A 25,036-nucleotide genomic window follows, 5' to 3' on the forward strand; every position below is an offset into this window, starting at 1 on the left:
TGTTTCGGTGGTCATAGCGTGAGGGAAACGCCCGGTTACATTCCGAACCCGGAAGCTAAGCCTCACAGCGCCGATGGTACTGCAGGGGGGACCCTGTGGGAGAGTAGGACGCCGCCGAACTTTTTTTGGGAAAACCCCCGCACCGTATGGTGCGGGGGTTTTCTGCGTTATGGGGTGGTTTTCGGCTTCCTCTTTTCTCAAGGGTGCCGGCTTCCCATGCAATTACTTAAAGGCGGCCCGCTGATTTGAGGGCCAAATACGCGTCAGCCAGAGCGGGGGCCAGAGCCTGCGGCGTGGCGTCCACGACCGTGACGCCGCGGTTCCTGAGTTGTTCTGCTGTGCGGTGGCGTTCCGATTGGGCCTGGGCAGCTGAGGCCGCGTCGTAGACCGCTTCCGTCGTTCCGCGGGCGGTTGCCATTTCCTCGATGTGAGGGTCGGCGACCGAGGCCACCACGACCTTGTGTCGTTTCGTCAGGCGGGGGAGGACAGGGAGGAGCCCCTCCTCGATGGGGGCCGTGTCGAGGCTGGTGAGCAGTACGACCAAGGAAGCCCGGGGGGCGGTGCGGAGAGCCGTTGAGGTCAAGGTGCGAGCGTCTGTTTCCACGAGCTCCGGCTCCAGGGTCGACAGGGCGTCAACCATGGAAGGGAGTATGTCTCCGGCGGAGCGGCCCTGCACCAGGGCGCGTACTCGGCGGTCGTAGGCGAGGAGGTCCACGCGGTCGCCGGCGCGGGAAGCGAGGGTTGCGAGGAGCAGGGCCGCGTCCATGGAAGCGTCGAGACGTGGGGCGTCGCCCACGCGGCCGGCCGACGTACGGCCCGTGTCCAGGACGATGAGGATGTGGCGGTCGCGTTCAGGGCGCCAGGTGCGGACCGCGACGCTGGAATGGCGGGCGGTGGCGCGCCAGTCGATGGAGCGGGTGTCGTCACCGGGGACGTACTCGCGGAGGCTGTCGAATTCCGTGCCCTGGCCGCGCGTAAGCACGCTGGTGCGGCCGTCGAGTTCTCGCAGGCGAGCCAGTTTGGAGGGCAGGTGCTTCCGGCTGGTGAACGGGGGCAGGACGCGCAGGGACCAGGGGACCTTGTGGCTGCCCTGTCGGGTGAAGAGGCCCAAGGGGCCGTACGAGCGGACTGTTACGCGGTCGGCCTCGTGGTCGCCTCGGCGAGTCGGCTGCAGGCGAGTGGTGAGGCGGCGGCGTTCGCCCGGCGGGATGGCCAGGCGGTGGCGGGAAGCGGTGATCTCAGTTCCGGGCTGCCAGGTGCTCGGGGGCCAGGCGTCGCGGAGGTCGGCGCGCAGGGCGCGGCCCGAGGGATTGGTGACGGTGAGGTCGACGTCGGCGGTCTCTCCCAGACGTACGGACGTATCACCGGAGCGGGTCAGGCCGAGGCGGCGTACCGGAGTGGCCAGGGCGAAGTCGCAGGCGCAGGCCAGTGCCAGGGGGGCGTTCACGGCGAGGATGCCGGTCCAGCCGGGGGCCCAGAAGCCGACGGGGAGTGTGCCCAGGGCCGCCAGGAGGGCGGCGCGTCCGGTGAGTGCCATCAGCGGGGGACCGGGACGTGGGCGAGGATCGCGTTGATGACGGAGTCGGCCGTGACGCCCTCCATCTCGGCTTCCGGGCGGAGCTGGATCCGGTGGCGGAGGGTGGGGAGGGCGAGAGCTTTGACGTCGTCGGGGATGACGTAGTCGCGGCCGGTGAGCCAGGCCCAGGCGCGAGCCGTGGAGAGCAGGGCCGTGGCGCCTCGGGGGGAGACGCCGAGGGTGAGGGAAGGGGATTCCCTGGTGGCGCGGCAGATGTCGACGACGTACGCGGTGATCTCGGGGGAGATGGAGGTCTTCGCGACGTCGGTGCGTGCGGCTTCCAGGTCGGCGGCGCCCGCCACGGGGCGTACGCCGGCGGCGTGCAGATCACGCGGGTTGAAGCCCTCCGCGTGCCGGGTGAGGACATCGATCTCGTCCTGGCGGGAAGGGAGAGGGACCGTCAGTTTGAGGAGGAAGCGGTCCAGTTGGGCCTCGGGGAGGGGGTACGTGCCTTCGTACTCGACCGGGTTCTGGGTGGCGGCGACGAGGAAGGGCTCGGGGAGCGGGCGCGGGGTGCCGTCGACGGTGACCTGGCGTTCTTCCATCGCTTCGAGGAGCGAGGACTGGGTCTTCGGCGGGGTGCGGTTGATTTCGTCGGCCAGCAGGAGGTTGGTGAAGACCGGGCCGGGCTGGAAGGAGAACTCGGTGGTGCGGGCGTCGTAGACGAGGGAGCCCGTGATGTCGCTCGGCATGAGGTCGGGAGTGAACTGGACGCGCTTGGTGTCCAGTTCGAGGCTCGATGCGAGGGCGCGGACGAGCAACGTTTTGGCCACCCCGGGGACTCCTTCTAGTAGGACATGGCCGCGGCAGAGGAGGGCGACGACGAGTCCGGTGACGGCGGGGTCCTGGCCGACCACGGCCTTGGAGATCTCGGCGCGCAGGGCTTCGAGGGAAGCGCGTGGGCTGCGGGAAGCTCCGGTGGGCCCGTTGTCAGTGGTCGGGTCCATCATGAGTGGCGTACCTCTCTTTCGAGGGCGTCGAGTTGGTCGGCGAGGGTGATGAGTGCTGCGTCGTCGGCGGGAGGTGGCCCGAAGAGGAGGGGGTGCAGGTCCTGGCCGGGGGTGTGGCGGCGGGAGGAGAGCGCGGGGATCAGGGTTTCGGGCGCGTGCGCCTGGGTGTGGGGTACGCCGACGAGGGAGGCGAGGCGGGTGCGGGCGGCGGTGCGCAGGGCGGCGGCTGCGCGGTCGCGGGCGTTCACCTTGCGGTAGAGGCGGGCGCGTCCCTCGACTGCTTCCGAGGCGCGGATGACGACGGGGAGGCGTTCTGCGACGAGGGGGCCGAAGCGGCGGGCGCGCCACAGGGCGGCGAGTGCGGCGGCGATGGTGAGTTGCAGGGTGCCCCAGAGCCAGCCGGAGGGGATCAGGTCGAAGAAGCTGCGGCGTTCGGATCCATTGGCTGCCCGGTCGTCGGAGAGGGACGGGAGATACCAGACCAAGTGGGGGCGGGAACCGAGGAGTTGCAGGGCGAGTGAGGCGTTGCCCTGCTGGTCGAGGCGGTCGTTGTAGAGGATGTCGGGGGCGCCGAGGACGACGGTGTCGCCCTTTCCGCGGGGGGCGGGGAGATGGAGCAGGCTGGGCAGACCATCGCTGAGGTAGCAGGCCTCGGCGTCGGGGGCGAGGGTGTCGTAGCGGATTCCGCCCATGTCGGCGGGGCCCGCGCGGCGGGCGGCCGGGAGGGAGCAGTCGGGGGAGAGCGTGGAGTCGGCGCTGGTGGTGCCGTCCGCGGTGACGCCGGGGGCGAGGGTGCCGATGGAGCGGGTGCTCGGGGCGACGAGGACGGTGCGGCCTCCGGCGTCCTCGGTGGCCGTGTGGAGGCGGGAGCGTTGGCGTGCGGTGAGCACGTCGGGGTCGGCGACGAGGAGAGTCGTGTCGGGGCCGGTCGCGGAGCGGGCCTCTTCGGAGCTGGTGACCACGCGCGTGGACACGCCCCGGTCGGCGAGGAGTTCGGCGACGGCGCGGCTTCCGCGGGGGTCGGCGGAGCGGGGGTCGAGGCGGCCGTGCTCGGTGCCGGAGCGAACCGCGGCGATGACGACGGCGGTCGCCAGCAGGATCACCAGGGCGAGGACGATGCCTCGGGAGCGGGTCCAGAGCTGGCGGGGCGTGGGGGAGATCGACGTCGAGGCCGAGGTCGAGGCCGGGGGCCCGGAGGGTGGGGGCGTCGGCTGTTGTGGCGTGGTGGGTGTCGTGGGGGCGGCCGGCGAAGGGCGGCGCGAGCCGGTGGAGGGGGTGGGGCCGGTCATTCGGCGGCCCCCTGGGAGCTGTTGCTCGGTGTGGTGTGGGCGGTGCTGGTCAGGACCGGTTTGGTGGTCTCCAGGTCGCGGTCGAGTTCGGCGAGGCGGAGGTATGCCGGTTCGTCGGCGGTGCGGCCGCCGTATGTGACGTCGTCGAACGCGTGGGCGGCGGAGCGGAGTCGGTCGGTGTGGGAGGGGAGGGTGCGGCCTGCCTCGGCTGCGGCTTCGTCGGCGGTGCGGCCCGGGCGGGGGTCCAGGAGCGCGCGTTCCTCCAGTGCGCGGACGACGGCGCGCATGCGTTCCTGGACGGCCTGGTTCCAGTGGGCCCGGGCGGCGTGTGCCTCGGAGGCGGCGCGGTGTTCCGCCGCGCTGCGGGGGCGGTCGTCGAAGAGGGCCGGGGCCGAGGTGGCGGCTCGGCGGGGGGAGCCGAGGCGCCACCACAGGGCGGCGGCCAGGAGCAGTACGGCCAGCACGATGACCAGGAGGCCCAGCGCGCCGCCCGGGGTGGCCCCCGAGGCGGCGGAGAACAGGTCGTCGACCCAGCCCCAGAAGCGGTTCAGGGCGCGCTCGAAGAGGCCGGGGTCGTTCTCGTGGTACATCGGCTTGGACAGTTCGCGTTCGGCGGCTTCCCGCGCGGGGTCGCGCGGGATCGTCACCGGTGGCTCGTCGCCGGTGCGCGGCAGGAGCGGCGCCGCGCCGAGCCCTCTGAGTACTGCCCCCGCCGCGGTCACCGCATCAGCTCCCCGAGGCGCCGGGCGGGGTGGGGCCGTGGCCGGGGAGGCCGGCGGCGCGGGCGAGTTCGAGGTCGAGGGCCTCGCGGCGGATGCGCTGGTCGATGTAGAGGAGCACGGTGACTCCGGCCGTGATAGGGAACGTCAGCATGGAGCCGATGACGGAGCCGACGCCGCTGACGATCAGGAACGTCCAGCCGAGTTCTCCGGTGCTGTCGAGGAAACCGGTGACGCCGTCGCCGCTGACCGCGCCGGCGATGAACGTGAACGGGATGACGATGATCGACGCCACGACGTTCGCGATGATCGCCGCGAGCAGCTGGATGCCGAAGACCCGCCACCAGGAGCCGTGGACCAGCTTGGCGGAGCGGGTGAGGGACTTCTTGATGCCCTGCTTCTCCAGCATGAGGGCCGGGGAGGACAGGGAGAGCCGGACCACGATCCACAGGGCGGCGACGCCCGCGCCGAGACCGCCGAGCACGGCGAGGCTGGCTCCGGCCTCGGACGCACCGCCCAGGGCGATCAGCAGGCCGGGCAGGGTGCCGACGGCGATGATGGCGACGGCGATGAGCGGGATGAGGAGGGTCAGGCCGAAGAGCTTGGCCAGCTGCGGGCGGGAGTCCTGCCAGGCCTCGGAGATGGTCACCGACTTACCGAGCACCGCGCGGCTGGTGACCATCGTGAGCAGGGCCGTCGCGACGATCGTGCCGAGCAGGGTGACGAGGAGGACGACGCCGGAGCTGAGCATCGTGTCGCCCATGGCGCGGGTCAGTTCGCCGACGGTGGCGCTCGGGTCGTCGAGGGCTTCGGTGTCGACGGACTCGTTGAGGACGAGGCCCTGGAGGAGGACGACGACGATCTCCGTGAGCACCGCCACGGACAGGGAGATGCCGAGCACCGTGCGCCAGTGGGCGCGCATGGTCGACACCGCGCCGTCGAGGATCTCGCCGACGCCGAGCGGGCGGAGCGGGATGACGCCGGGCTTCGCGGCGGGCGGGGGGCCCTGCCAGGCTCCCCAGCCGCGGTAGCCGCCAGGACCACCCGGAGCGCCCGGACCACCGGGGCCCATGGGGCCTCCGGGACCCTGGGGAGGGCCGCCCCAGCCCCAGCCGCCGCCCTGGCCGGGCGGAGGGGGCGGCGGAGGCGGTGTCTGGCCCGGGACCGGCTCGCTGGGCGGGGACCACTGGGCGGGCGGCGGCTGCTCCTTGGACCACTTGGACGGGCCGTCCTGGCGGCCGGCGTCTCCGGTTCCGGCGCTGCCGGGCGCGGCGTCCGCGGGACGGGCGGCGTCCGGCTTGCCGGAGTCCTGTCCTTCGGATCCTTCGGAGGGGGCAGATCCGGGCGAGGCCCAGCCCGGAGTGTCGTTCATCGTCGCTCCTTCAAGGTGCCCGTCCGCGGGTGCGGCGGCAGGTTGCCAGCCATCGTGCCACGGGGTGCCCGCGAGGTGACCGGCCGCCGTAGTGGCTGGACACCTTCAATTGTCCGCCGGGTACGGGGCAGACTGGGCGGATGGCTGATCAGTACGCGCAATCGAGCGAGGACAAACGGCCGACCGAGATCCCCGCGGTTCCCGCGATCCGTTGGGACGACCCACCCGAAGGCCCCGTTCTGGTCCTCCTCGACCAGACCAGGCTGCCGGGCGAGGAGATCGAGCTGGTGTGCACCGACGCACCGGCCCTGGTGGACGCGATCCGGAGGCTCGCGGTGCGAGGAGCGCCGCTCCTGGGCATCGCGGGGGCGTACGGCGTCGCGCTGGCCGCGGTGCGGGGCTTCGACGTGGACGAGGCGGCGGACTCGCTGGCGGGGGCGCGGCCCACCGCGGTCAACCTTGCCTACGGGGCGCGCCGGGCCCAGGCCGCGTACCGCACAGCGGTGGCGGGTGGTGCCGATCCGCAGCGGGCGGCGGGTGCCGCGCTCGAGGCGGCGCGAGCGCTGCACGCCGAGGACGCCGAGGCGAGCACGAGGATGGCGGCGCACGGTCTGGCGCTGCTCGACGAACTGCTGCCCGGTGGCGGGCATCGGATCCTGACGCACTGCAACACGGGGGCGCTTGTCTCCGGAGGGGAGGGCACGGCGTTCGCGGTGGCGCTCAAGGCGCACCGGGAGGGGAGGCTGCGCAGGCTGTGGGTGGACGAGACGCGGCCGCTGCTCCAGGGGGCGAGGCTCACCGCTTATGAGGCGGCGCGGAACGGAATGGCGTACACCTTGCTCACGGACAACGCGGCGGGTTCGCTGTTCGCGGCGGGAGAGGTGGATGCCGTGCTGATCGGTGCCGACCGCATCGCGGCCGACGGTTCGGTGGCGAACAAGGTGGGGAGCTATCCGCTCGCCGTGCTGGCGCGATATCACCACGTGCCGTTCATCGTGGTGGCTCCGGTGACGACCGTGGACCCGGGCACCCCGGACGGGGCGGCCATCGAGGTGGAGCAGCGGGGTGGGCATGAAGTGACGGAGGTCACGGCGCCGTACGTGCCGGTGATCGGAATGGAAGCGGGGGGCGGGATACCGGTGGCGCCCCTGGGGACGCAGGCGTACAACCCGGCGTTCGACGTGACGCCACCCGAGTTGGTGACGGCGATCGTCACGGAAGAGGGCGTTCTGTCACCTGTGACAGCAGAGGGCCTTGCCGAGCTGTGTGCCAGGTCACGCCAGGTAACGATTAGCTAATGGGATGATGTCAGGCATGAAGGGACGAGTCCTTGTCGTCGACGACGACACCGCACTGGCCGAGATGCTCGGGATTGTGCTGCGTGGTGAAGGTTTTGAGCCGTCGTTCGTAGCTGATGGCGACAAGGCGCTGGCCGCTTTTCGGGAGGCCAAGCCTGATCTTGTGCTGCTCGACTTGATGCTGCCGGGGCGTGACGGCATCGAGGTGTGCCGCCTGATCAGGGCGGAGTCCGGAGTGCCGATCGTGATGCTCACGGCCAAGAGCGACACCGTCGACGTGGTGGTCGGTCTGGAGTCGGGGGCGGATGACTACATCGTCAAGCCGTTCAAGCCGAAGGAGCTGGTGGCCCGGATCCGGGCGCGGCTGCGGAGGTCGGAGGAGCCCGCTCCCGAGCAGCTGGCCATCGGTGACCTGGTCATCGATGTGGCGGGGCACTCCGTGAAGCGGGACGGGCAGTCGATCGCGCTGACGCCGCTGGAGTTCGACCTGCTGGTGGCGCTGGCGCGCAAGCCGTGGCAGGTGTTCACGCGTGAGGTGCTGCTCGAGCAGGTCTGGGGCTACCGGCACGCGGCGGACACCCGGCTGGTTAACGTGCACGTCCAGCGGCTCCGGTCCAAGGTCGAGCGGGACCCGGAGCGGCCGGAGATCGTGGTGACCGTCCGTGGTGTCGGTTACAAGGCCGGACCGAGCTGACATGTCCCGGGACAGTTCTCCCACGACTCCCGGGGGTTCGGGGGCTCGCTCGGGGCGGACTGGACCGGGGCGGCGCTCGTCCGGGTTCGGGCGGCTCGTCGACGGCGGGTTGCTGCTGCAGGGCGGGGTGCAGGGCAGTCCTGTGCTCCGGCTCTTCGTGCGCTGGGTGCGCCGTCCTCTGCTGCCCGCTGTGCGGCTGTGGCGGCGCAACATCCAGCTGAAGGTCGTCGCGACGACCTTGCTGATGTCGCTCGGCGTGGTGCTCATGCTGGGTTTCGCCGTCATGAGCTCGGTGAACAACGGCCTGCTCAAGGCCAAGGTGAAGGCGTCGCAGAGCCAGGCCGACGGTGGTTTCCGGGCCGCGCAGGACAGCGTGAACGCCGCGCGGCAGAGCGCGGGGCAGGGACAGGGGCAGGACGGGAGCACGGCTGACGGGCGCAATGCCGCCGTGTGGATGTCCGACCTCGTCGAGCAGCTTTCCAGCGGCGGGCAGAACGCCTTCGCCGTCGTGACGCTGAGCCCGACCTCCGCGGGCGACTCCGGGAGCGTACGGGGCTCGCGTGCGTCGGGCGGTGTGGAGCCGATCCTGAGCGTGCCGGAGGAGCTGCGCCGCCAGGTCGACAACGGCACGGGCGTCTACCAGGCCAATACGCGGATCATCTACGACGACGGCAGGGAGCCGCAGTCGGGGCTGGTGATCGGCAAGCGCCTCAATGATCTCAACGGCGATCCGTACCAGCTGTACTACCTCTTTCCGCTGACGCAGGAGGAGGAGTCGCTGAACCTGGTCAGGACGACCCTCGCGACCGCCGGGCTGTTCGTCGTGGTGCTCCTCGGGGCCATCGCGTGGCTGGTGGTGCGCCAGGTCGTCACGCCGGTCCGGATGGCCGCGGGCATCGCCGAGCGGCTCTCCGCCGGGCGCCTCCAGGAGCGTATGAAGGTCACCGGCGAGGACGACATCGCGCGCCTCGGTGAGGCCTTCAACAAGATGGCGCAGAACCTGCAGCTGAAGATCCAGCAGTTGGAGGAGCTGTCGCGGATGCAGCGACGGTTCGTGTCCGACGTGTCGCACGAGCTGCGGACGCCGTTGACGACGGTACGGATGGCCGCCGACGTCATTCACGAGGCGCGGGTCGACTTCGATCCGGTGACCGCGCGGTCGGCCGAGCTGCTCGCCGATCAGCTGGACCGGTTCGAGTCGCTGCTCGCCGATCTGCTGGAGATCAGCAGGTTCGACGCGGGGGCGGCGGCGCTCGAGGCCGAGGCGATAGACCTCCGGGAGGTCGTGCGCCGGGTGGTCGGCGGTGCGGAGATGCTCGCCGAGCGCAAGGGCACGCACATAAGGGTCGTGGGGGATCAGCAGCCCGTGGTCGCCGAGGCCGACGCGCGGCGTGTGGAGCGGGTGCTGCGCAACCTCGTCGTCAACGCGGTGGAGCACGGCGAGGGCAAGGACGTCGTGGTGCGGCTCGCCGCCGCGGGCGGTGCGGTGGCCGTCGCGGTGCGGGACTACGGAGTGGGTCTGAAGCCCGGCGAGGCGACGCGGGTGTTCAGCCGCTTCTGGCGGGCGGATCCGGCACGCGCGCGTACCACTGGTGGTACGGGGCTCGGTCTTTCCATCGCCCTGGAGGACGCGCGGCTGCACGGCGGCTGGCTGCAGGCGTGGGGCGAGCCGGGCGGGGGGTCGCAGTTCAGGCTCACGTTGCCGAGGACGGCGGACGAGCCGCTGCGGGGTTCGCCGATACCGCTGGAGCCCGACGACTCGCGCAGGCACCGCGGTCTGAACGACGCCGGGCTGCCCGACGGGGGCCCGGGCAAGCTGGCCACGGTGCCCGCGCAGGCGGCCGCGGCGGCGTCCGAGAGGGTCTCGCCGCCCGTGCCGGCGAAGGGTCCGATACCTCCGCGCCTTCTGCACGCGGGCCCCGTCGACCCGACGGCGCTGCCCGGCAACGGGTCGAGGGTCGTGCCGCGTCGGCCGGTGGACGGTGAGCCGGGCGGTGAGCCGGGTGGGGCGAACGGGACGCGTGGGGGCGGTGCCGAGGAGTCGGGGCCGAACGCGGGCCCGGACAGGGAAGAGGGGAACACGCGTGGGCGCTGACCACGACAGGCGGCGCAGCCGCCGTGCGGGCCGCGGACGTGTGCTGCGCACCGGACTCGTGCTGGGCAGCTGCGGCGCGCTCCTGGCGGGCTGTGCCTCGATGCCGGACAGCGGGAACCTGAAGTCCGTCGACGCCTCGCAGCGACCGGACTCGCAGTCGCAGGTCCGTGTCTACGCGATGCCGCCGCGCGAGGGCGCCCGGCCCGTGGAGATCGTGCAGGGCTTCCTTGAGGCCCTGACCAGCGATGATCCGCAGTTCGCGATGGCGCGGAAGTATCTGACGAAGAGGGCGTCGCGGGAGTGGGACCCGGAGGAGTCCACGACCGTGCTCGCCGACGGCCCCAACACGGACGCGGGCAACGCGGGCAACGAAGGCGACGGCAGCCGCCGGTACTCGCTGACCGGCCGGCAGGTCGCGCGGGTCGACGCCCAGCACGCGTACCGGCCGGAGGACGCGCCGTACACGCAGTCCGTGCACCTCAGCCAGAGCGGCGGCCCGGGCGGGAACGAGTGGCGGATCGACAAGCCGCCGCCGGGCGTGGTGCTCGGGGAGTCGGACTTCCAGCGGATCTACCGGTCCGTCAACAAGTACTACTTCGCGGGGCCCACGGGGGCGGGTGTGAGCGGCCGGACGGGGCTCGTCGCGGACCCCGTGTACATCCGCCAGCGCATCGATCCGTTGACGCAGACGGTGAAGACGCTCCTGGAGGGGCCGACGAACTGGCTGCGGCCGGTGGTGCTTTCGAGTTTCCGCAGCGGTACGGAGCTCAAGGACCCCGACAAGCCGCTGACGCTGGACGACCAGAACCGCCTGACGGTGCAGCTGAACAGCCGGTCCGACGGCACCGGGCAGACGAAGTGCAAGGAGATGGCGGCCCAGCTGCTCTTCACCTTGCGGGACTTGACGCCTTCGGGGGTCGAGCAGGTGACGCTGCAGCGCTCCAACGGCTCGATGCTCTGCGTGCTGAGCCAGGAGCGCGCGGAGACCGTCGCGGCCCACCCCAGCACGGACCGGCCCGGCTACCAGTACTTCGTCGACGAGAAGCACCGGCTGGTGCGGATGTCGGCCAACGCCGGGGGGTCGGTCGACCCCGAGCCGGTGACGGGTGTCCTCGGCACCGGTGACCAGCCGCTGCGCTCGGCCGCCGTCTCGCGCGACGAGCAGCGTGCGGCGGGGGTGTCGCTCGACGGCAAGGCGCTGTACACGGGGTCGCTGCTCGCCGACGACCCGCTCGGCAAGGTGCGGCTGCGCAGCAAGGCTAAGTCGGAGAAGGACCGCCTCTCCACGCCCAGTTGGGACGGCAGGGGCAACCTGTGGGTGGCCGACCGGGATCCGAAGCGGCCCCGGCTGCTCTGGCTCGAACAGGGCTCCGGCGAGCCGGTCGAGGTCGAGGTTCCCGCACTGGACGGGCACATCCGGGAGGTGCGGGTGTCCGCCGACGGCGTGCGGATCGCCTTCCTCGTGGAGAAGGACCACAAGACGTCCCTGTGGATCGGCCGCGCGGACCGTGACACGCGCAAGGGCGACCGGCCCGAGATCTCCGTCCTCGACCCGACTCCCGCGGCGCCCCAGATGGAGGAGGTCACGGCCATGTCGTGGGCGGGCGGGAGCCGGCTCGTGGTGGTCGGACGGGAGACCGGCGGCGTCCAGCAGATCCGGTACGTGCAGTGCGATGGGTCGGTGCTTCCCGGCACCGCGCTGCCCGGCCTGACCGGGGTCAGGGAGATCGCGGCGTCCGAGGACGAGCGGCAGCCGTTGGTGGCGCACTCGGACGACGGGATCGTGCGGCTGCCGACGGGGTCGCAGTGGCAGACGGTCGTGAAGGAAGGGCTGGCGCCGGTCTATCCGGGGTGAGGTCCTGGAGAGGGCTCGACCGGCGGCCACAGCCACAGCCACAGCCTCGGCCTCGACCTGGGTGTTCGGCCCGTCTCCGGGGCTGGGTCGACGTGCTTCGTCGGTTGTCCACAGGCAGTTATCCACAGGGGTGGTCGCGCCGCCCCGCCCTTGGCACAGTGGGGTCATGCGGGGGTGGTGGCAGGACTTCACCGACCTGGTGTTGCCGACCGAGTGCGGGGGCTGCGGGAGGCCTCGCGCGGCACTGTGCGCCGAATGCCGTGCGGGTCTGTGCGGGGCGGTGCCGCGCCGGGTGCGGCCGGATCCGGCGCCGCCGGGGCTGCCGGTCGTGTTCGCGGCCGTGCCGTACGAGGACGCGGGCCGGGCCGTGCTGCTCGCGCACAAGGAGCGCGGCGCCCTCGGGCTGGCCGGTCCGCTCGGCGTGGCGCTGGCCGGAGCCGTGTGTGCCGTTCTGCGGGGCGAAACCCGGCCTACGGGTGGTACGGGGGCGCGAAGCGGGGTAGGCGGCACTCAGGATGGCCCACAGGGGCGTGTGATGCCGGTGTCGCTCGTGCCTGTGCCCTCGTCGCGGGCCGCTGTGCGGGCCCGCGGGCATGACCCGGCGCGGCGGATCGCGTTCGCCGCGGCGGGTGAGCTGCGGCGGTCAGGTGTTCCGGCGCGAGTGCTCGCGGTGCTGCGTCAACGGCACGCGGTGGCCGACCAGTCGGGGCTCGACTCCCGGCAGCGGCAGGCCAATCTGGCGGGTGCCCTGGAGGCGACCGCCGACGGTGGACGGTTGCTGGGAGGTGGTGGCCGCTTTGTGGTCGTGGACGACCTGATGACCACTGGTGCCTCTTTGGCGGAGGCCGCCCGTGCATTACGTGCTCTATGCACGGAACAGGACACGGGAGCGGAGGCCGTGCGGGACCCCGTAACGGGGGTCGTGCGAAGGTCCGGATTGAGCTGCGTTAACGCGATCGGTGCGGCCGTTGTCGCCGCACCACCGGATTCTTTCGAAATAAACCGGAACTGATTGAGAACTTGCATCGTTGCAGGTGGTGAGAGGGTTGATACACCTGAATGGAGGTATGCGTCAGTAGAGGGTGACGTCATCCGCCCAGGCGAGATATGTTCGGTTGTATGAGGAAAGGCGAACGCCGGACCTCGTATATCGGAATGCCGGTCCGCGGGATTTCCGCAATCACCCGGGCCGGTGGGGTGGAGATCTTCCCCGCGGGGGAGGAGGAGGTGGACGTCACCTAGTCCGAGGCTCCGGGAGTCACCGGAGTCTGGTGCAAAAGGGAGATGCTCCGCAGCCGAAGCGGGGCGATCCGGGAACGGAGTTCTGCGTGGACATCGTCGTCAAGGGCCGCAAGACCGAGGTGCCCGAGCGGTTCCGCAAGCACGTGGCCGAGAAGCTGAAGCTGGACAAGATCCAGAAGCTCGACGGCAAGGTGATCAGCCTCGACGTCGAGGTGTCCAAGGAAACCAACCCGCGACAGGCCGACCGTTCCGACCGAGTGGAGATCACCCTCCGCGGGCGCGGGCCCGTGATCCGCGCGGAGGCCTCGGCGACAGATCCCTACGCGGCGCTCGACCTGGCCACCGCCAAGCTCGACGCGCGACTGCGCAAGCAGCACGAGAAGCGTCACAACCGGCGCGGCAACGGCAGGATTTCGGCCGCCGAAGTGGCCGAGCGTGTGCCGGACGCGGCGACGCTCAACGGAGACGGCACCGTCGTACGTGAGGAAGAGCCGGACGGCGTGCCGGTCAAGAGGATCGGCTCCCTGGAGATCCAGGGCGAAGGCCCCCTCGTGGTCCGCGAGAAGACGCACGTCGCGGCCCCCATGTCGCTCGACCAGGCGCTCTACGAGATGGAACTGGTCGGACACGACTTCTACTTGTTCGTCGACTCCGAGTCCAAGGAACCCAGCGTCGTCTACCGACGGCACGCGTACGACTACGGCGTCATCCGCCTGAACACCGACCCCATGGTCGCCAAGGCCGAGACGGGCGGCGGAGGCGGGGCCCTCGGCGGCTGACAGCGCCGACCACCCCCTCCATGACCACCGTGGTGATGCCCCTGGAGCGCCTGTGCGCCCCCAGGGGCACCACCGTGCGCCCACTGCGCGCACCGCACCGGCGCCGGGCATGAAATCATGGGCGAGCCGGTCAACCGGTGTGCTGCCGCCTGGCGTTGGCGCAGCAGAGGCACAACAGGCCACGGGCCTTCATGGGGGAGGAACGATGGCGGACAGCTTCGGACCGATGCGTCACGAGGGTGCCGGGGACGGCACCGGCATCGGCACGGACGCGGGCGCCCCGCGCAAGGAGCCCATCAGGGTCCTTGTGGTGGATGACCACGCCCTCTTCCGCCGGGGGCTGGAGATCGTTCTCGCCGCCGAGGAGGACATCCAGGTCGTCGGGGAGGCCGGCGACGGCGCGGAGGCGGTGGACAAGGCCGCGGATCTGCTGCCCGACATCGTGCTCATGGACGTGCGCATGCCGAAGCGCGGCGGCATCGAGGCGTGCACCTCCATCAAGGAGGTGGCGCCCAGCGCGAAGATCATCATGCTGACGATCAGCGACGAGGAAGCCGACCTGTACGACGCGATCAAGGCGGGTGCGACCGGTTACCTCCTGAAGGAGATCTCCACCGACGAGGTGGCCACGGCGATCCGCGCGGTGGCCGACGGGCAGTCGCAGATCAGCCCCTCGATGGCGTCCAAGCTGCTCACCGAGTTCAAGTCGATGATCCAGCGCACGGACGAGCGGCGGCTCGTCCCCGCGCCCCGGCTGACCGACCGGGAGCTCGAAGTGCTGAAGCTCGTCGCCACCGGGATGAACAACCGGGACATCGCCAAGGAGCTGTTCATCTCCGAGAACACCGTGAAGAACCACGTGCGCAACATCCTGGAGAAGCTGCAGCTGCACTCCAGGATGGAGGCCGTGGTCTACGCGATGCGGGAGAAGATCCTCGAGATCAGGTGAGAGCCCGCACCAGGTCGGCCGTCAGTTCGGGGCGGTCGACGCGCTCCACCCGTACGGCGTCGCAGCCCACCCAGGACGCCGCTTCCCGCAGCGCCTGCGCCATCGGCGCGACCGCCTTCGGAGAGTCCAGAGACACCTGCCTGGCCACCAGCGTGCTGCCCTCACGCGCGGGATCGACCCGGCCGAGGAGCCTCCCGCCGGCGAGCAGCGGCATCGCGAAATAGCCGTGGATCCGCTTCGGCTTGGGCACGTACGCCTCCAGGCGGTGGGTGAAGCCGAAGATCCGCTCCGTGCGCGCCCGCTCCCAGATCAGCGAGTCGAAGGGTGAGAGCAGCGTCGTGCGGTGGCGGCCGCGCGGCGTCGTCTCCAGGGCCTTCGGGTCCGCCCAGGCCGGCTTGTCCCAGCCCCGCACCGTCACCGGCACCAGACCCGAATCCGCGACCACCGCGTCGAACTGCTCGCCCTTGAGGCGGTGGTAGTCCGCGATGTCCGCGCGCGTGCCGACCCCCAGCGCCTCGCCCGCGAGACGGACCAGCCGGCGCAGGCACTCCGCGTCGTCCAGGTCGTCGTGGAGCAGCGCGTCCGGGACGGCACGCTCCGCCAGGTCGTACACCCGCTTCCATGAGCGGCGCTCCGTGCACACCACCTCGCCGTACATCAGAGCGCGCTCGACCGCGATCTTCGACTCGGACCAGTCCCACCACTCGCCCTTGTTCTTCGCGCCGCCCAACTCCGTCGCGGTCAGCGGGCCTTCGGCGCGCAGCTGCTTGATGACCTGGTCGTACGCCCCCGAGGGCAGGTCGTGGTGCCAGTGCGGGCGGGTGCGGTAGGCGCGGCGGCGGAAGGCGAAGTGCGGCCACTCCTCGATGGGGAGGATGCACGCGGCGTGCGACCAGTACTCGAAGGCGTGGGTCTCCGTCCAGTACGCCGCCTCCACCGTGTCGCGGCCGACGGCGCCCAGCCGTGCGTACGGAATGAGTTCGTGGGAGCGGGCCAGGACCGAGATCGTGTCGAGCTGCACCGCGCCGAGGTGGCGCAGCACGCCCCGCACGCCGGACCTGCGGTCGGGCGCGCCCAGGAAGCCCTGCGCGCGCAGGGCGATCCGGCGGGCCTCGTCGGCGGAGAGGTCGATGGCGGGACTCGGCAGGCTCGTCATGGTCCGAACGATAGGGGGAGACACTGACAGTCGGACTCCCCGAGACCTCCGCGCCCGTTCAGCCGGTCCCGCCCGCCCGCTCCGGCAGCGCCCGCTCCGGCAGGTCCCTCGCGGGCAGGTACGGGTGCGGCGAGCGCATGCCGATGTCCGAGGGGAGGAGCGAGCCGACCCAGCAGTCACGGAGCGTGCCCTTGTTGAGCAGGCCCGCGCGGTGCACGCCTTCCATCGTGAACCCGGCCCTCTCCACGACGGCCCGCGAACCGGTGTTGCCGACCTCCGCGCGCCACTCAAGGCGGGTGCAGCGCAGCTCCGTGAACGCCCAGCGGGCGAGGGCGAGCACCGTCTCCGTCATGTAGCCGCGGCCCCGGTGCTCCTTGGCGGTCCAGTAACCGACCTCCCAGGTGCCCGAGCGCGGGTGGTGCAGGCTGGCGGCGGCGAGCAGCGGGCCGCCCTCCCTGGGGCGTACGGCGAAGGTGTACTCCACGTCGGCGCGCCAGTCGTCCGGGACCACGCGGTGGACGAAGGTGTCGGCGTCCACGCGCGTGTACGGCGACGGGATGGTCGTCCAGCGCTGGATGTCCGGGTCCTGGCAGGCCGCGTAGGTCTCGTCGATGTCCTCGGGCGCGAAAGCGCGCAGGAACAGACGTTCGGTGGTGAGAGTGACGGGCTCCATCAATCGATTCTGCTGGGGCGGAGCGTCCCGATCCAGCGTTTTACCGGCTTTCGTGATCACCTCGCACGAGGCACTCACGGGTCCAACCCGGCACCTTCGGCACTCCTCGTCCGTTGACCTCATGGCACACCTCCCGGCGCGGCCCGGTCCTCGCATACGATGGCCGTTGCCCGACGAGTAAAACCGACCATGCCAGGCCCGACCGGCAAGGAGACCAACCCCCGTGTCCGTCCTCTCGAAGATCATGCGTGCAGGCGAAGGCAAGATCCTGCGCAAGCTGCACCGCATCGCGGACCAGGTCAACTCCATCGAAGAGGACTTCGTCAGCCTCTCCGACGCCGAGCTGCGCGCGCTGACCCAGGAGTACAAGGAGCGTTACGCCGACGGCGAGACGCTCGACGACCTGCTGCCCGAGGCCTTCGCGACGGTCCGCGAGGCCGCCAAGCGCGTCCTCGGCCAGCGGCACTACGACGTCCAGATGATGGGCGGCGCCGCGCTGCACATGGGCTATGTCGCGGAGATGAAGACCGGTGAGGGCAAGACCCTCGTCGGTACCCTCCCCGCGTACCTGAACGCCCTGTCCGGCAAGGGCGTCCACCTGATCACGGTCAACGACTACCTGGCCGAGCGCGACTCCGAGATGATGGGCCGCGTCCACAAGTTCCTGGGGCTGCAGGTCGGCTGCATCCTGGCGAACATGACGCCGGCCCAGCGCCGCGAGCAGTACGCCTGCGACATCACGTACGGCACGAACAACGAGTTCGGCTTCGACTACCTCCGAGACAACATGGCCTGGTCGCAGGACGAGCTCGTCCAGCGCGGCCACAACTTCGCGATCGTCGACGAGGTCGACTCGATCCTCGTCGACGAGGCCCGAACGCCGCTGATCATCTCCGGCCCCGCCGACCAGGCCACCAAGTGGTACGGCGACTTCGCCAAGCTGGTCACCCGCCTCACCAAGGGTGAGCCCGGCAACCAGCTCAAGGGCATCGAGGAGACCGGGGACTACGAGGTCGACGAGAAGAAGCGCACCGTCGCCATCCACGAGTCCGGCGTCGGCAAGGTCGAGGACTGGCTCGGCATCGACAACCTCTACGAGTCGGTGAACACGCCTCTGGTGGGTTACCTGAACAACGCCATCAAGGCGAAGGAACTCTTCAAGAAGGACAAGGACTACGTCGTCATCGACGGCGAAGTCATGATTGTCGACGAGCACACCGGCCGTATCCTCGCCGGCCGCCGCTACAACGAGGGCATGCACCAGGCGATCGAGGCGAAGGAAGGGGTGGACATCAAGGACGAGAACCAGACCCTTGCGACCATCACCCTCCAGAACTTCTTCCGTCTCTACAAGCGCGACGGCTACGACAGCGGCCTCTCCGGCATGACCGGTACGGCCATGACCGAGGCCGCCGAGTTCCACCAGATCTACAAGCTGGGCGTCGTGCCGATCCCGACGAACCGGCCCATGGTCCGCGCCGACCAGTCCGACCTGATCTACCGCACCGAGGTCGCGAAGTTCGCCGCCGTCGTCGACGACATCGCGGAGAAGCACGAGAAGGGCCAGCCGATCCTGGTCGGCACCACCTCCGTGGAGAAGTCGGAGTACCTCTCCCAGCAGCTGTCGAAGCGCGGCATCCAGCACGAAGTGCTGAACGCGAAGCAGCACGACCGTGAGGCGACGATCGTCGCCCAGGCCGGCCGCAAGGGCGCCGTCACCGTCGCCACGAACATGGCCGGTCGAGGCACCGACATCAAGCTCGGCGGCAACCCCGACGACCTCGCCGAGGCGGAGCTGCGCCAGCGCGGCCTCGACCCGGTCGAGCACGTCGAGGAGTGGGCCGCGGCGCTGCCCGCCGCCCTGGAGAAGGCCGAGCGGTCCGTCAAGGCGGAGTTCGAAGAGGTCAAGGAGCTCGGCGGGCTGTACGTGCTCGGCACGGAGCGGCACGAGTCGCGTCGTATCGACAACCAGCTGCGCGGTCGTTCCGGCCGTCAGGGCGACCCCGGCGAGTCGCGGTTCTACCTGTCGCTGGGCGACGACCTGATGCGCCTCTTCAAGGCCCAGATGGTCGAGCGCGTGATGTCCATGGCCAACGTGCCGGACGACGTGCCGATCGAGAACAAGATGGTGACGCGCGCGATCGCGTCGGCGCAGTCGCAGGTCGAGCAGCAGAACTTCGAGACGCGTAAGAACGTCCTCAAGTACGACGAGGTCCTCAACCGGCAGCGCGAGGTCATCTACGGGGAGCGGCGGCGCGTGCTGGAGGGCGAGGATCTGCAGGAGCAGATCACGCACTTCATGGACGACACCATCGACGCGTACATCTCCGCGGAGACCGCGGAGGGCTTCGCCGAGGAGTGGGACGTCGACCGGCTGTGGGGCGCGTTCAAGCAGCTCTACCCCGTCAAGGTCACCGTGGAGGAGCTCGAGGAGGACGCGGGCGACCGTGCGGGCCTCACCGCCGAGTTCATCTCCGAGTCCATCAAGGAAGACATCCACGAGCAGTACGAGGCGCGTGAGGCGCAGCTCGGCTCCGACATCATGCGTGAGCTGGAGCGGCGTGTCGTTCTCTCCGTCCTGGACCGCAAGTGGCGTGAGCACCTGTACGAGATGGACTACCTCCAGGAGGGCATCGGCCTCCGTGCCATGGCGCAGAAGGACCCGCTGGTCGAGTACCAGCGCGAGGGCTTCGACATGTTCAACGCCATGATGGAAGGCATCAAGGAGGAGTCCGTCGGCTACCTGTTCAACCTGGAGGTCCAGGTCGAGCAGCAGGTCGAGGAAGTCCCCGTCGACGACGCGGCTCCCTCGCTCACGAAGGACGGCGTCCAGGACGCGGTTCCCGCGGGGGCGGGCTCCCGGCCGGAGATCCACGCGAAGGGCCTCGAGGCTCCCCAGCGGCCCGACCGCCTGCACTTCCAGGCGCCCAATGCCGAGGGTGGGGTCGACGAGGGCGACTTCGTCACGGACGGCTCCGAGGTTCGGTCCGAGGCGGACGGGATGACTCGGGCGGAGCGGCGCAAGGCTCAGAAGGGCGGGCGGCGGCGCAAGAAGTAGGCGCGCCCGTGACGGTGATGGTGACGGTGACGTTGCTGTCGCTGGGCCGGGGGCTGTCGCCGGTGCTGTGATGTGAGCGGAGGGGCTGGGCTTTTGTCCGGCCCCTCTTGCGTTGCGTGATCGGGTACGGCTAAGCGTGGGGCTGTTCTGTTTCCACTGCTGTGCAGCGCCATTTTCTGTCCGCCCCCAGCGTCAGGCGGAACGCCAGCGCGCGCAGTCTCGGGCCCGTCGCGATGCGGGCGAACACTTCGTACGTCTCGGGTTGCGGCTGGTAGTGGCCGATGCGGTGGATCGTGGGGCGGTGGCCGTCCGTGCAGAGCGGCCTCAGCTCCGCCAGGCGCGCCAGCTCGTCGAACGCCGTGTTGGCGATGTGGCGGGCCACCCAGTGCATCGGACGCTGGCCGCTGAGGACCAGGACGAGGCGCTCCGCGAAGATCTCCGTCGGGTGTGGGGGCGGCTGGGCCGGGATCGGGCGGGATGTGGTGGTGACGGCTTTCGGGGTGGGGCCCGTGCGGGGCGTGGTGCGGGAGTCCTTTCGGGTCGGCGGGCGGCCTCCGGGCGGGCGGGTTGTCGTCGGGCGGGGGCGGGGCCTTGTCATCACCTTGCGCATGGGTGCCTCTTTGCTCTGCCGGGGCCGGGGCCGGGGCCGGGGCCGGGGGCCGGGTGGTCGAGCGGCCGGGTGGCCGAGTGATCGCGTGGCCGGGGTGCTCGTACCGGTTGGTAACTTTTGTTGGGGAACCTTGTACGGGCCGCAAGGGGCGGGTGGCAAGGGGTGCGGGGCGTGCGTGGGGGTGGGGCGGGGGTTCACCTATCCGGGGGGTGCGGGGGGTCCTGGCGCTTGGGAGCGCGGGGGTGCGCCGGGTGAGGGTGTGGGGCGTCTGTTGACGGCCGAGCCGCGTGGGTGGGGAGCTCGATGGGGGACTCCCGCACGTATCCTGGGGGTCTTCCGAGCCACCTGATCCGCCCGCGTGCGGACACCGACGAAAGCGGTCAGCCATGCGCGTCTACGTTCCTCTGACCCTGCCCCGGCTCGCCGAGGCGCACGAGGCGGGGGAGTTGGGGCCCGGGCCGCTGGTCGCCTACGCCGTGACCCCCGCGCTGCGGGAGTGGTACGTGTCGGACGACATCGAGGAGCTCGAGTACGCGGCGTTGAACCGTGCGGCGGCCGCGTCGTTGCGGCTGATCGCGGGGGATCCGGGGGCGGCGCGGCGGCGGGTGGTCGTCGCGGCGGACGTGCCCGACGGGGCGGCCGTGGCCGACCCCGACCGCGGGCTCGACCGCGAGGCGCTCGGCGAGGTGCGGATCGCCTCCGCGCTGCCGTTGGCCAAGGCGGCGGCCGTGCACGTGGACTCCGGGGACGCGGAGGGGGACGTGGCGGCGGCTGCTTCCGCGCTGGGGGCGGCGGATCAGGGCGACGATGACGCGCGGTTCGTGGTGGACGGGGTCGAGGATCATGAGCTGCTCTGGTTCGCCACGCAGGAGATTCCCGGGCTGATCACCGGCTGAGCGTCGACGGGGGACTTGGGCGGGGGTCTGCGCCTTCGGTCCGTCTGGGGGTGCGTTTTCGGGCGGGGGCGCCTTGGGCTGGGTTCGCTTGGGGCTCGGTTGTGGGTGCGTTTCCGGGCGGGGGCGCCTTGGGCTGGGTTCGTCTGGGGCTCGGTTGTGGGGGCGGGGCCACGGGGGCATGTCCGTACTCGCCATCCCTGCGGCGCGGTCCGATGGTTCCGGGCGCCACTGTGTGCTCGGTGCTCCGTGCGCACATACCCCCGCGTCCCCTCCCGTCTCGTGCGTGGGTGCGGGCCGGGGGGCCTCATGTTCCGGGTTCGTCTTCGGCGGGTGCCTCCTATCTCGGTTGCGGGGGGTCGGGGCGGGATGGGTAGGTTCTGGGGATGGGGAAGCTGCTGCGCGGGGCGCACATCGTGTGGGACTGGAACGGGACCTTGCTGCATGACATTCATGCGGTGATCGAGGCGACCAACGCCTCGTTCGCGGAGCTCGGGCTCGAGGCGATCACCTTGGAGCGGTATCGCGACCTGTACTGCGTGCCGATCCCCCGGTTCTACGAGCGGCTCATGGGGCGGCTGCCCACCGACGCCGAGTGGCGGGTCATGGACGCCGTCTTCCACAAGCACTACTGGGCACGGGCCGAGGTCTGCGGTCTCGCCGAGGGAGCTGCCGAGCTGTTGGCCGGGCGGCAGAGCGCCGGGCGCACGCAGTCGTTGCTGTCGCTCGCTCCGCACGAGCACCTGGTCCCGATCGTGCGTCGGCACGGGATCCACGAGTACTTCGTGCGGATCGACGGGCGGACGGACGAGTCGCACGACGGCAAGGCCGAGCGGATGGTGCGGCATCTGGATGCCCTGAGTGAGGCTGTGGACGTGCGGCGCGTTGTTGTGGTTGGGGACGCGGTCGACGATGCCGTGGCCGCCGAGCACGTGGGGGCGCAGGCCGTGCTGTACACCGGGGGGTCGCACAGCCGGGCCAGTCTGGAGCTGGCCGGGGTGCCCGTCGTCGACAGTCTTGCGGACGCCGTCGACGTGGCCGAACGGCTCGTCGCCTGAGGGTGGTTGCGGGGATTTCCGCCTACGCTCCGCGCTGTTCTGCGTACGCTGAGGTGGAATCCTCGGCCTGGCGGGACGACGTGACGGGGGCGGTTTCGCGATGGGTTTCGGCTTCGGGCAGCGGAGGGGCGGGCAACTCCCCGCAGAATTGACCTCGTTCGTCGGCCGGGTGGATGAACTGACGCAGGTGCAGGCGGCGTTCGGGTACGCGCGGCTCGTCACGCTGGTGGGGCCGGGCGGGGTCGGCAAGAGCCGTACCGCGCTGCGGGCCGCCGCGGGGCTCGGGGAGCGGTTTCCCGACGGGGTGTGGCTGGCGGAACTGTCCGCGCTGCGGGACCCGGAGCTCATTCCGGCGACGCTTGCCGCCGTTCTCGAACTGCCCGAGCAGTCGGGGATGGCGCCCCTCGACGCGGTGGTCGCGCACTTGCAGGGGCGGCGGCTGCTCATCGTGCTCGACACCTGCGAGCACCTCGTCGACGCGTGCGCGATGCTCTCCGACATCCTGCTGCGCGAGGCCGCCGACGTGTGTGTGCTCGCCACCAGCCGGCAGCCGCTGGACGTGCCTGGAGAGCACTGTTGTCCCGTCTCGCCGCTCGCGCCCGAGGACGCGGTGGAGCTGTTCGCGCAGCGTGCCGCCTCCGTCGTGCCCGGGTTCCGGGTGAGCGAGGCGAACCGGGAGCGGCTGGTGGCGCTGGTGCACCGGCTGGACTGTATTCCGCTCGCTCTGGAGCTCGCGGCGGTGCGGCTGCGGGCCGTCTCCATGGAGGAGCTGGCGGCGCGCCTCGATGATCGGTTCCAGGTGCTGACGGGCGGGCGGCGCACCGCTCTGTCACGGCACCAGACCTTGCGTACCGCCATCGACTGGTCGCACGACCTGTGCACGCCGGAGGAGCAGGTGCTGTGGGCGCGGCTGTCCGTTTTCGCCGGGTCCTTCGAGTTGGGGGCCGCCGAGCAGGTCTGCGGAGACGATGCCCTGCCTGTGGGGGAGGTTCTCGGGCTGCTCATCGGGCTCGTCGACAAGTCCGTGGTGCAGCGGCTCGGGGAGTCCGGGAGCCGGTACCGGCTCCTCGACACGCTGCGGGAGTACGGGGCGGAACGCCTCGAAGCCGTGGAGGCCGACGGAGGTGCCGCGCTTCGAGCGCGGCACTTCGCGTACTACCGGGATCTGGGGCGGCGCTTCGAGGAGGGGTTGTTGGGGGCCGGTCAGCCCGGGTTGCATCGCGCTGTCCGCGCGGAGGTGGCGGGGCTGCGGGCCGCTCTTGAGTACGCGTACGAGACGGACGGGCGGGCGCGCGAAGGGCTCCGGCTCGCGGCGCGGCTCTGGCCGCACTGGCGGGCCTCCGGGACGCTCTCGGAGGGCGGGTACTGGATCGAGAAGGGGCTCGAGCGGGTTCCCGAGGACTGTTCGGCGCGTGCCTGGGGGCTGCTGGCGACCGGCGCGTTCGGGGTCTGGACCGCGGACCTCGCGACCGCGGTGGAGCGGATGGCGCTGGCGCGGGAGGCGGCGGAGCGGGCGGGCGACGAGCAGGTCGCGCAGTTCGCCGAGGGGTACGCGCACGGGCTCGCGGCGCTGTGCGGCGACGAGGAAGGGCTGGAGCGGCTCGCGGACGTGCGGCGACGGATGGCCGAGAGCGACAACCGGCTGGGACTCGTGGTGATGAGCTATGAGGCCGCGCTGCTGCGGGCCGTTCTCGGGGACACGGGTGGCGCGCTGGAGCTGTGCGAGCAGGGGTTGCGTCTACTGGAGGGCACGGGCGAGCGGCAGGTGTACGGGTCCACGCTGATGGCGCAGGGGCTCGTGCGGTGGCTCGCGGGGGAGCGGCAGGCGGGGGTCGCCTCGCTGCGCCGGGGGATGGAGGCGGCCGGGGAGGTCGACGAGGTCCTGGTGGCCGCGATGTGCTGCCACGGGCTTGCGTGGGCGGCGGCGTACGAGGGTCGGCAGGTGCGGGCCGCGTGGCTGTTCGGGTACGCGGAGAACGCGCGGCGGCTGGGCGGGGACCCGATCGGGATGCTGCCGTCCCTCCTCGAGCAGCAGGAAGCCGCGCGGAAGTCCGTGCGGGAGGCGTTGGGCGGCAGGCAGTTCGACCGGTGGCACGCGGTGGGGGCTCGGCTGTCTGGGCGGCAGGTGCTGGAGGCCGTCCGGGAGGACGCGGAGACGCCCGGCCCGGGGGCGCTGGGACCGGCTGCTCCGGGGGCGGGCGCGGGGCGGGCCGTGCTGACCCGGCGGGAGCGGGAAGTCGCTGCGCTGGTCGCGCAGGGGCTGTCGAACCGGGAGATCGCCGAGCGGCTCGTCATCTCGAAGCGGACGGCGGACGCGCACGTCGAGCACATTCTGGCGAAGTTGGGGGTGGGGTCGCGTACGGAGGTTGCCCAGGCGGTTTCTGGCGGGGCGCCTTGAGGGGACTTTCAGGGGGCGGTGCCGCTTGGGGGTGGGGTTCTGTGCCGCCGCTTCGCGGCGGGTTTTTTCCCGCCCGGCCACCCGTTTGCCCCGCGACGTTCCGCGGGAGTAGGAACCCGTTTGCCCCGCGACGTCCTGTGGGAGTAGGGGCCCGTTTGCCCCGCGACGCCCTGTGGGGGCGGGTGGGGTTTGCCGGGGCGCCGGGGCCCGGGCGCTCACAGGGTGTCTTAAGCCGGCCGGGGTCCGGGGCCGGGGGGGCGGGGCCTGCCCTCGCCGACAAGGGCAGGGGCCCGCTTGGCCGGGTGTCGGGCCGGGTGGCCCGAGTGGCGGCGCGGGACAAGAGCCTGCCCGGTACGGGCGTCGCCCCGCATC

General features: G+C 71.2%; 19 protein-coding genes and 1 rRNA gene. 12 read left to right on the forward strand and 8 right to left on the reverse strand.

Going from position 1 to position 25,036, the window contains the following annotated elements:
* Nucleotides 1–3 precede the first annotated feature (3 nt).
* Nucleotides 4–120: ribosomal RNA gene (gene rrf / locus DEJ48_RS23915) — 5S ribosomal RNA — on the forward strand.
* Nucleotides 121–226: 106 nt separating this feature from the next.
* On the opposite strand, the gene DEJ48_RS23920 is transcribed toward rrf, so the two are convergent.
* Genes DEJ48_RS23920 through DEJ48_RS23940 form a run of 5 tightly spaced genes read right to left on the reverse strand, consistent with a single transcriptional unit; the run spans nucleotide 227 to nucleotide 5,906 of the window.
* On the reverse strand, nucleotides 227–1,537 hold the full coding sequence (locus DEJ48_RS23920) for a DUF58 domain-containing protein (RefSeq protein WP_150218163.1): 1,311 nt from the start codon (nucleotides 1,535–1,537) through the stop codon (nucleotides 227–229).
* The gene (locus DEJ48_RS23925; protein ID WP_150218165.1) at nucleotides 1,537–2,523 is read right to left on the reverse strand and encodes an AAA family ATPase; all 987 of its coding nucleotides are present in this window, start codon (nucleotides 2,521–2,523) and stop codon (nucleotides 1,537–1,539) included. Before DEJ48_RS23925 ends, DEJ48_RS23920 begins: the two co-directional genes overlap by 1 nt.
* On the reverse strand, nucleotides 2,523–3,815 hold the full coding sequence (locus DEJ48_RS23930) for a DUF4350 domain-containing protein (protein ID WP_150218166.1): 1,293 nt from the start codon (nucleotides 3,813–3,815) through the stop codon (nucleotides 2,523–2,525). Before DEJ48_RS23930 ends, DEJ48_RS23925 begins: the two co-directional genes overlap by 1 nt.
* Nucleotides 3,812–4,537 carry a DUF4129 domain-containing protein gene (locus DEJ48_RS23935; RefSeq protein WP_223832182.1) on the reverse strand — a complete coding sequence of 242 codons (726 nt, stop codon included), beginning with the start codon at nucleotides 4,535–4,537 and terminating at the stop codon, nucleotides 3,812–3,814. The genes DEJ48_RS23930 and DEJ48_RS23935 overlap by 4 nt, the downstream gene beginning before the upstream one ends.
* 4 nt (nucleotides 4,538–4,541) lie before the next feature.
* Complete coding sequence (locus DEJ48_RS23940) at nucleotides 4,542–5,906, reverse strand: hypothetical protein (protein ID WP_150218167.1); 1,365 nt, start codon at nucleotides 5,904–5,906, stop codon at nucleotides 4,542–4,544.
* A gap of 140 nt (nucleotides 5,907–6,046) precedes the next feature.
* On the opposite strand from DEJ48_RS23940, the gene mtnA reads away from it, so the two are divergent.
* From mtnA to DEJ48_RS23975, 7 genes are all read left to right on the forward strand, one after another.
* On the forward strand, nucleotides 6,047–7,204 hold the full coding sequence (gene mtnA, locus DEJ48_RS23945) for an S-methyl-5-thioribose-1-phosphate isomerase (RefSeq protein ID WP_150218168.1): 1,158 nt from the start codon (nucleotides 6,047–6,049) through the stop codon (nucleotides 7,202–7,204).
* 4 nt (nucleotides 7,205–7,208) lie between these two features.
* Entirely contained in the window at nucleotides 7,209–7,898 is a 690-nt protein-coding gene (gene mtrA / locus DEJ48_RS23950; RefSeq protein ID WP_189176211.1) for a two-component system response regulator MtrA, read from the forward strand.
* A 1-nt stretch (nucleotide 7,899) separates the two neighbouring features.
* On the forward strand, nucleotides 7,900–9,993 hold the full coding sequence (mtrB, locus tag DEJ48_RS23955; RefSeq protein ID WP_150218170.1) for an MtrAB system histidine kinase MtrB: 2,094 nt from the start codon (nucleotides 7,900–7,902) through the stop codon (nucleotides 9,991–9,993).
* Nucleotides 9,983–11,848 carry an LpqB family beta-propeller domain-containing protein gene (locus tag DEJ48_RS23960; RefSeq protein WP_411757476.1) on the forward strand — a complete coding sequence of 622 codons (1,866 nt, stop codon included), beginning with the start codon at nucleotides 9,983–9,985 and terminating at the stop codon, nucleotides 11,846–11,848. Before mtrB ends, DEJ48_RS23960 begins: the two co-directional genes overlap by 11 nt.
* Nucleotides 11,849–12,014: 166 nt before the next feature.
* Nucleotides 12,015–12,860, forward strand: a complete 846-nt coding sequence (locus DEJ48_RS23965; RefSeq protein WP_150218172.1) for a ComF family protein — start codon at nucleotides 12,015–12,017, stop codon at nucleotides 12,858–12,860.
* A 316-nt stretch (nucleotides 12,861–13,176) separates the two neighbouring features.
* Nucleotides 13,177–13,869, forward strand: a complete 693-nt coding sequence (gene hpf / locus DEJ48_RS23970; RefSeq protein WP_385934739.1) for a ribosome hibernation-promoting factor, HPF/YfiA family — start codon at nucleotides 13,177–13,179, stop codon at nucleotides 13,867–13,869.
* A gap of 205 nt (nucleotides 13,870–14,074) precedes the next feature.
* Nucleotides 14,075–14,818 carry a response regulator gene (locus tag DEJ48_RS23975; protein WP_150184407.1) on the forward strand — a complete coding sequence of 248 codons (744 nt, stop codon included), beginning with the start codon at nucleotides 14,075–14,077 and terminating at the stop codon, nucleotides 14,816–14,818.
* On the opposite strand, the gene DEJ48_RS23980 is transcribed toward DEJ48_RS23975, so the two are convergent.
* The gene (locus tag DEJ48_RS23980; protein ID WP_150218176.1) at nucleotides 14,811–15,974 is read right to left on the reverse strand and encodes a winged helix-turn-helix domain-containing protein; all 1,164 of its coding nucleotides are present in this window, start codon (nucleotides 15,972–15,974) and stop codon (nucleotides 14,811–14,813) included. The two genes, DEJ48_RS23975 and DEJ48_RS23980, sit on opposite strands and share 8 nt — an antisense overlap.
* A 58-nt stretch (nucleotides 15,975–16,032) precedes the next feature.
* On the reverse strand, nucleotides 16,033–16,647 hold the full coding sequence (locus DEJ48_RS23985; RefSeq protein WP_150218177.1) for a GNAT family N-acetyltransferase: 615 nt from the start codon (nucleotides 16,645–16,647) through the stop codon (nucleotides 16,033–16,035).
* 223 nt (nucleotides 16,648–16,870) lie between these two features.
* On the opposite strand from DEJ48_RS23985, the gene secA reads away from it, so the two are divergent.
* Entirely contained in the window at nucleotides 16,871–19,705 is a 2,835-nt protein-coding gene (secA, locus tag DEJ48_RS23990; protein ID WP_150218179.1) for a preprotein translocase subunit SecA, read from the forward strand.
* A gap of 130 nt (nucleotides 19,706–19,835) precedes the next feature.
* Here the strand turns inward: secA and DEJ48_RS23995 are convergent, their stop codons facing one another.
* Complete coding sequence (locus DEJ48_RS23995) at nucleotides 19,836–20,315, reverse strand: Rv3235 family protein (protein WP_150218181.1); 480 nt, start codon at nucleotides 20,313–20,315, stop codon at nucleotides 19,836–19,838.
* A gap of 386 nt (nucleotides 20,316–20,701) precedes the next feature.
* Between DEJ48_RS23995 and DEJ48_RS24000 the strand changes: the two genes are divergently transcribed.
* The 3 genes from DEJ48_RS24000 (at nucleotide 20,702) to DEJ48_RS24010 (ending at nucleotide 24,664) form a co-directional block, all read left to right on the forward strand.
* On the forward strand, nucleotides 20,702–21,211 hold the full coding sequence (locus DEJ48_RS24000) for a DUF6912 family protein (RefSeq protein ID WP_150218182.1): 510 nt from the start codon (nucleotides 20,702–20,704) through the stop codon (nucleotides 21,209–21,211).
* A gap of 383 nt (nucleotides 21,212–21,594) precedes the next feature.
* Nucleotides 21,595–22,266: an HAD family hydrolase gene (locus tag DEJ48_RS24005; RefSeq protein WP_150218183.1), complete on the forward strand. Its 672-nt coding sequence runs from the start codon at nucleotides 21,595–21,597 to the stop codon at nucleotides 22,264–22,266.
* A gap of 100 nt (nucleotides 22,267–22,366) precedes the next feature.
* Nucleotides 22,367–24,664 (forward strand): ATP-binding protein, encoded by a 2,298-nt coding sequence (locus tag DEJ48_RS24010; RefSeq protein WP_150218185.1) that lies wholly within the window; start codon nucleotides 22,367–22,369, stop codon nucleotides 24,662–24,664.
* Nucleotides 24,665–25,036 lie beyond the last annotated feature (372 nt).

Origin of the sequence: Streptomyces venezuelae (assembly GCF_008642315.1) — a bacterium.
GTDB lineage: Bacteria > Actinomycetota > Actinomycetes > Streptomycetales > Streptomycetaceae > Streptomyces > Streptomyces venezuelae_D.